This window comes from Saccharomonospora halophila 8 (genome assembly GCF_000383775.1).
GTDB classification, from domain to species: Bacteria; Actinomycetota; Actinomycetes; order Mycobacteriales; family Pseudonocardiaceae; genus Saccharomonospora; species Saccharomonospora halophila.
Genome location: NZ_KB912540.1, coordinates 13,276 through 18,934, shown reverse-complemented (window position 1 = coordinate 18,934; position 5,659 = coordinate 13,276). Strand labels below are relative to the sequence as shown.

Annotated in this window: 5 protein-coding genes; 1 reads left to right on the top strand and 4 read right to left on the bottom strand. The window is 70.6% G+C overall.

Features of this window, described 5'->3' with window-relative positions; genetic code table 11:
- Positions 1 to 153: 153 nt before the first annotated feature.
- Positions 154 to 777 (bottom strand): mycothiol-dependent nitroreductase Rv2466c family protein, encoded by a 624-nt coding sequence (locus SACHA_RS0110290; RefSeq protein WP_019809451.1) that lies wholly within the window; start codon positions 775 to 777, stop codon positions 154 to 156.
- 247 nt (positions 778 to 1,024) lie between these two features.
- On the opposite strand from SACHA_RS0110290, the gene pepN reads away from it, so the two are divergent.
- A complete protein-coding gene (gene pepN, locus SACHA_RS0110285) occupies positions 1,025 to 3,589 on the top strand; it encodes an aminopeptidase N (protein ID WP_019809449.1) in 2,565 nt (854 codons plus the stop codon).
- A gap of 118 nt (positions 3,590 to 3,707) precedes the next feature.
- Here the strand turns inward: pepN and SACHA_RS0110280 are convergent, their stop codons facing one another.
- From SACHA_RS0110280 to SACHA_RS0110260, 3 genes are all read right to left on the bottom strand, one after another.
- Entirely contained in the window at positions 3,708 to 4,223 is a 516-nt protein-coding gene (locus tag SACHA_RS0110280; RefSeq protein WP_028663054.1) for a DUF5130 family protein, read from the bottom strand.
- Positions 4,210 to 4,449 (bottom strand): aa3-type cytochrome oxidase subunit CtaJ, encoded by a 240-nt coding sequence (gene ctaJ, locus SACHA_RS0110275; RefSeq protein WP_028663053.1) that lies wholly within the window; start codon positions 4,447 to 4,449, stop codon positions 4,210 to 4,212. Before ctaJ ends, SACHA_RS0110280 begins: the two co-directional genes overlap by 14 nt.
- A gap of 630 nt (positions 4,450 to 5,079) precedes the next feature.
- On the bottom strand, positions 5,080 to 5,659 hold a 580-nt coding region (locus tag SACHA_RS0110260), incomplete at its 5' end, for an HNH endonuclease (RefSeq protein ID WP_232211855.1).

The window sequence follows — 5,659 nt, the reverse complement described above, 5'->3', positions numbered from 1 at the left end:
GGCCGCGCGGGACGAGCTGGCCGAGTTGGCACGCCTGCGACACGAGCGGGACGCCGGCACCCTGACCACCGAGGAAGCCGTGGCCCGGGCACCACTGCCCGCGCCGGTGGCCGGGGCCGCGTTGCGGTGAGAGCGGCCCCGCCCTCCCGTGGCTCAGTCGAAGTTCAGCTCGCCGGTGCGGGTGCGCTTGAGTTCGAAGAAGTCCGGGTAGCTCGCCATCATGTGAGCCCCGTCGAACATCCGCACGGCGTCCTCACCCCGGGGGATGGAGTTCAGCACGGGGCCGAAGAAGGCGACGCCGTCGATGTGGATGGTCGGGGTTCCCACGTCCATCCCCACCGGGTCCATGCCCTCGTGGTGACTCGCGCGCACCTGCGCGTCGTACTCGGTGGACCCGGCCGCCGCGAGCAGGTCCGCCGGGGCGCCCACCTCGTCGAGCGCCTCCTTGAGCACCACATCGACGTCCTTGACGTCCTGGTTGTGGTAGCGCGTGCCGAAGGCGGTGTAGTAGTCCCGCAGGACCTGCTCCCCGCTGTGCCGGGCGAGTGCCACCGCCACCCGCACGGGTGCCCACGCCTGTGCCATCAGATCGCGGTACCCGTCGGACAGATCCCGCCCCTCGTTGAGCACCGCGAGACTCATCACCCGGAACCGGAGGTCGATGTCGCGGTGCCGCTCGACCTCGAGGATCCACCGTGAGGTGATCCACGCGAACGGGCACACGGGATCGAAATAGAAGTCGACGCGGGGGCGGGTGTCCTGTCCTGCTCGGGTCATGCTCGCTCCTCATTGCCGATTGCGACGTCCGGTCGCGGGTAGTCATTGCGACGTCCGGTCGCGGGTAGTCATTGCGCGACGTCCGGTCGCGGGTAGTCACTGGCGTCCAACAGTGCCACCGCCCCGGTTGTTCCCGTCGCCGAGCGCCGCGGCGCATGATTGGATCACCATCACACGCACCCGCCCGCCCGGACCGGGACGGGCCCGTGCCGACCCAGACGAACCGACGACCAGCACAGAGGTGCCAGTGCCCGCCCCCAATCTCACCCGCGAGCAAGCCCGGCAGCGCGCCGACCTTCTCGAGGTCGAGTCCTACGACGTCGAACTCGACCTCACCGACGGCCGGGGCCGACCCGGCGAGCGGACCTTCGACTCCACGACGACGATCCGGTTCGCCGCCACGCGGCCGGGCGAGAAGTCGTGGGTGGACGTCGTGGCCGAGAGCGTCCGCTCGGCCGTGCTGAACGGCCGTGAACTCGACGTCTCCGGCTACGTCGAGGACACCGGGATCATCCTGCCCGACCTGGCCGCGTCGAACGAACTCGTCGTCCGTGCCGACTGCCGGTACATGAACACGGGCGAGGGCCTGCACCGGTTCGTCGACCCGGTCGACGACGGCGTCTACCTCTACACCCAGTTCGAGACGGCCGACGCCAAGCGCATGTTCGCCTGCTTCGACCAGCCGGACCTCAAGGCCGTCCACCGGCTCACCGTGATCGCTCCCCGGGACTGGACGATCGTGTCGAACGCGCTCGTGGAGTCCACCGAGGACACCCCGGAGGGTGCTGTGCGCACGGTGTTCGCTCCCTCGGAACGGATCTCGACCTACCTGGTCGCGCTGATCGCCGGACCGTACGCCGAGTGGCGGGACACCTACAGCGACACCCACCGCACCATTCCGCTCGGCCTCTACTGCCGTGCCTCCCTGGCCGAGTACATGGACGCCGACCGGCTGTTCACCGAGACGAAGCAGGGGTTCGGGTTCTACCACGCCAACTTCGGGGTGCCGTATCCGTTCCAGAAGTACGACCAGCTGTTCGTCCCCGAGTTCAACGCCGGGGCGATGGAGAACGCGGGGGCGGTCACCTTCCTGGAGGACTACGTCTTCCGCAGCCGCGTCACCCGGTACGCCTACGAGCGCCGGGCCGAGACGCTGCTGCACGAGATGGCGCACATGTGGTTCGGCGACCTGGTGACCATGCGGTGGTGGGACGACCTGTGGCTGAACGAGTCGTTCGCCACCTTCGCCAGTGTGCTCGCACAGGCCGGGGCAACCGAGTACACGGGGGCCTGGACCAGCTTCGCCAACATCGAGAAGTCGTGGGCCTACCGGCAGGACCAGCTGCCCTCCACGCATCCCATCGCCGCCGACATCGTGGACCTGCACGCGGTCGAGGTGAACTTCGACGGCATCACCTACGCCAAGGGCGCGAGCGTGCTCAAGCAGCTCGTGGCCTATGTGGGGCTGGAGAACTTCCTCTCCGGGCTGAAGGTCTACTTCGACCGGCACGCCTGGGACAACGCCACGCTGGCGGACCTGCTCACCGCCCTGGAGGAGGCCTCCGGACGGGATCTGTCCTGGTGGAGCTCGCAGTGGCTGGAGACCACCGGACTGAACAGCCTGCGCCCCCGATTCGAGGTGGATTCCGCGGGACGCTACTCGGCCTTCGCCGTCCTGCAGGGCGGCGCGAAGCCCGGTGCGGGCGAACTGCGCACGCACCGGGTCGCCGTCGGGGTCTACGACGACGACGGCTCCGGAAAGCTCGTGCGCACCCACCGCGTCGAGCTCGACGTCGACGGCGAGCGTACGGAGGTGGACGACCTCGTCGGTGTGCCCGCGGGCAGCCTGGTGCTGGTCAACGACGACGACCTCACCTACTGCACGATGCGGCTGGACAGTGACTCGCTGGTCACCCTGGTGGACCGGATCGCCGACGTGACCGAGCCGCTGCCGCGGACGTTGTGCTGGTCGGCAGCGTGGGAGATGACCCGCGAGGCCGAGCTGAAGGCCCGGGACTTCGTCACCCTCGTCGGCCGGGGCATCGCGGCCGAGACGGAGGTCGGCGTGGTGCAGCGGCTGCTGCTGCAGGCCCAGACCGCGCTGAACTCCTACGCCGACCCGGAGTGGGCCCGCGAGCGCGGCTGGCCCGGCTTCACCGCGCGGCTGCTGGAGCTGGCCCGCACGGCCGAGCCGGGCTCGGACCACCAGCTCGCCTTCGTCAACTCGCTGACCGGATCGGTCCTCGACCCGGCGCTGCTGGACGTCCTGGCGGGCTGGTTGGACGGCTCCGCACCGCTGCCCGGACTGACGGTGGACACCGATCTTCGGTGGCGGCTGCTGCACGCGCTGGTCGCCCACGGCCGTGCCGGGGACACCGAGATCGACGCCGAGCGGGAACGGGACGACACCGCGGCCGGACGCCGGCACGCGGAGCGGGCCCGGGCACTCCGGCCCGACCCGGAGGCGAAGGCCGCCGCCTGGGACCGGGCGGTCCATGACGACGAGTCCCCCAACGCGGTGAACGAGGCGATCATCGCCGGGTTCGCGCACCCGGCGCAGAAGCACCTGCTCACCGACTACACCGCGAGCTACTTCGCCATGCTCGACGAGGTGTGGGCGCGGCGCTCCAGCGAGCGCGCACAGCCCACGGTGGTGGGGCTCTACCCCTCCTGGGAGGTGTCCCGGGACGGCATCGCGGCGGCCGACGCCTGGCTGGAGGACGCCCACCCCGCGGCACTGCGCCGCCTGGTCACCGAGGGCCGGGCGGGCGTGGTCCGCGCCCTGGCCGCCCGCGAGTTCGACCAGAGCTGACCGACCCCCGAGTAGATCGTGAGGGGCACATTCCCCGCGTCATACGCAGCGAATGTGCCCCTCACGGCCCTGAGCGCAGGGTAAGTGCCCTTCACGGCACGACGACGGGAGTGCGGGGTCAGCGGCGGGGTGGGGGGCCCGCCTGGTCGGCCATCATGCGGAGGCCGCCGATCAGGCCGCCGAGGAGGTCGCCCTCCTTGAAGGAGGCGGCCATGCTCATGACGGCCAGCTTGCAGCCGCGGTCGGACAGCCGGGGCACGGCGTCGGCGCCGGTGACGACCTCGACCACACGCTCACCGGGGGACACGGCGATCAACACCGCGTTGTCCCCCGCCGCGCCGAGGGAGTCGTGCAGCTGCTCCGCACCCGCCCGGCTGTCCTCACCGAGTTCACCGAGATAGATGCTGAAATCGAGTTCGGTCTCGCGGCTGGCCAGGGTCAACGCCTCGTCCAACCGGGCGAGTTGCGCCGTGCTGAATGGGCCGGACGGAGTACTGGGCTCGTACATCTGCGCCACGGACACTCGGCCACTCGCGGTGACCGCGGCGCCGGGCTCACGCGACGTGCCTTCCAGACCCGTCGACTCGGGCAGCCGCGCCGCCACGGGGTCGCGGGTCGACTCACCAGTTGCCACGGGCACCTCCGCGCGCTGTCGACGGGGCCGATCTCCCGGCCTCCGTGTGCCGTTCACCGGCACCTTCCGGGTTGGCCGCCCACCACACCGGTGGGTGGTCCCACGGCTGTCCCGGCCGGTACCTGGGCCTGCTCGCGAACTTGGACCGCAGCGTCACCAGCGCGAAGAAGGCGTAGATCGCCACCGGTACCGCCACGAAGACCAGGGTCGTCTCGAGGATGCTCACCCGCCGCAGGGTAGTCGACCGGGTGGGCGCACGCCGCACCAGTCGGGTGAAACCGTCCGTCCGGCAGGCGACGCTCCGGCCCCTTCTCCCCCGCTTGCCACGACGGCCCTCCCACGTTGAGGCGAAAGCATTCTCGCGAAAGGTTGCAATTCAACGTACGTGCGGGCGCACGGAACGCAACGGTCTTGTCCCCCCCGGTGAGACCTCGTAGTTTTCACCTGGACGGACCTTGCGCCGTTCCCACTTCTCCAGAAGATCACACAGCCGTCACGGGAGGACTCGTCATGCCCGGCACTCTGACCTCCGATTCGCCCAGGCGCACCGTTGTTTCGTTTCCGGAGGACATCCCTTCGGCCACCGGAACGCGCGTCACGCGGGGTACGCGCGTCACGTGCGGCACCCGGGTGACCGCGGGAACCCGGGTGACGCGCGGTACACGGGTCACCCGGGGCACGAGAGTGACGGCGGGCACCCGCGTCACCCGCGGAACCCGGGTCACGGCCGGCACGAGGGTCACCCGCGGAACCCGGGTGACGGCCGGCACGAGGGTCACCCGCGGCACCCGGGTCACCGTCTGACCGAACAGCACGATTCCCCGGGTCCGCGCCGAGAACGCCGGCGCGGACCCTGTTATGCCGCCGCGCTGCCGAGGTAACGCCGCCACAGCGAATCGGCCTCCCCGGCGTGGGCCAACAACCGCCAGTGCTGCCCCCGGGGTGCGTGCGGCACCACCCGCAGCTGCCATCCGAGTTCGGCGAGCGACCTGTCGGCCTTGCGGTGGTTGCACCGGGTGCAGCAGGCGACGCAGTTCTGCCACGAATGCGCACCACCCCGGCTCCGGGGGACGACATGGTCGACGGTCTCGGCGCGCGCCCCGCAGTAGGCACACCGGAACCGGTCCCGGTGCATCAACCCCGCCCGCGTCAGCGGCACCTGCGCCCGATACGGTACGCGCACGTAACTGCCGAGCCGGATGACCGACGGAACCTCCACCGTCATCGTCGCGGAATGCAGGGTGAGACCGGTCGGATCCTCGTGGACGACCTCGGCCTTGCCACACACGACGAGAACGATCGCGCGGCGCAGCGGGAGTGCGGTCAACGGCTCGAAGGTCGCGTTGAGCAGCAGCACCCGCCTTCGGTGCGGGTTCGCGGGCGGAGCGGACGGCGCGGGGCTCCCGGGGTCGCGCGGCCGGCGTTGCCCGGGCGAC